Source organism: Flavobacterium sp. LC2016-12 (genome assembly GCF_015351595.1).
Taxonomy (GTDB): Bacteria; Bacteroidota; Bacteroidia; order Flavobacteriales; family Flavobacteriaceae; genus Flavobacterium.
Window position 1 is genome coordinate 1 of the sequence record NZ_JADKPT010000036.1, and the last position, 349, is coordinate 349.

1 pseudogene is annotated in these 349 nt (G+C 40.7%); it reads left to right on the forward strand.

Going from position 1 to position 349, the window contains the following annotated elements:
* Window positions 1–349: pseudogene (locus IRZ99_RS21155) on the forward strand (hypothetical protein); the annotation flags it as partial.

Sequence of the window (349 nt, forward strand, 5' to 3'; positions counted from 1 at the left end):
GTATACAAATGAAAATTCAGTTGATCAAACCGCCGTTGTAACAAGCACCGATGCCGGGAATATTTTAGGAATTGGAACAGATGGAGGAAGCTTACTAACTCCAACAGCTATTACAAGCGCAACTACAGTTTCAAATGGATCATCAGTAAATACTTCAACAATTACCGTAAACGGAAAAACAAGTACCGGTGCTCCAATAGTAAACAGTAACACCACTACACTTACAGGTTTAAGTTTAACTACCACAGTAAATGGAGTTGCCAGTACGCCGTTAGACTTAACGCCAGCTATTGCAGCCGGACAACTGATAACCAATTTGGCACAAGATTCTTCCAGCGGTTTAATAACG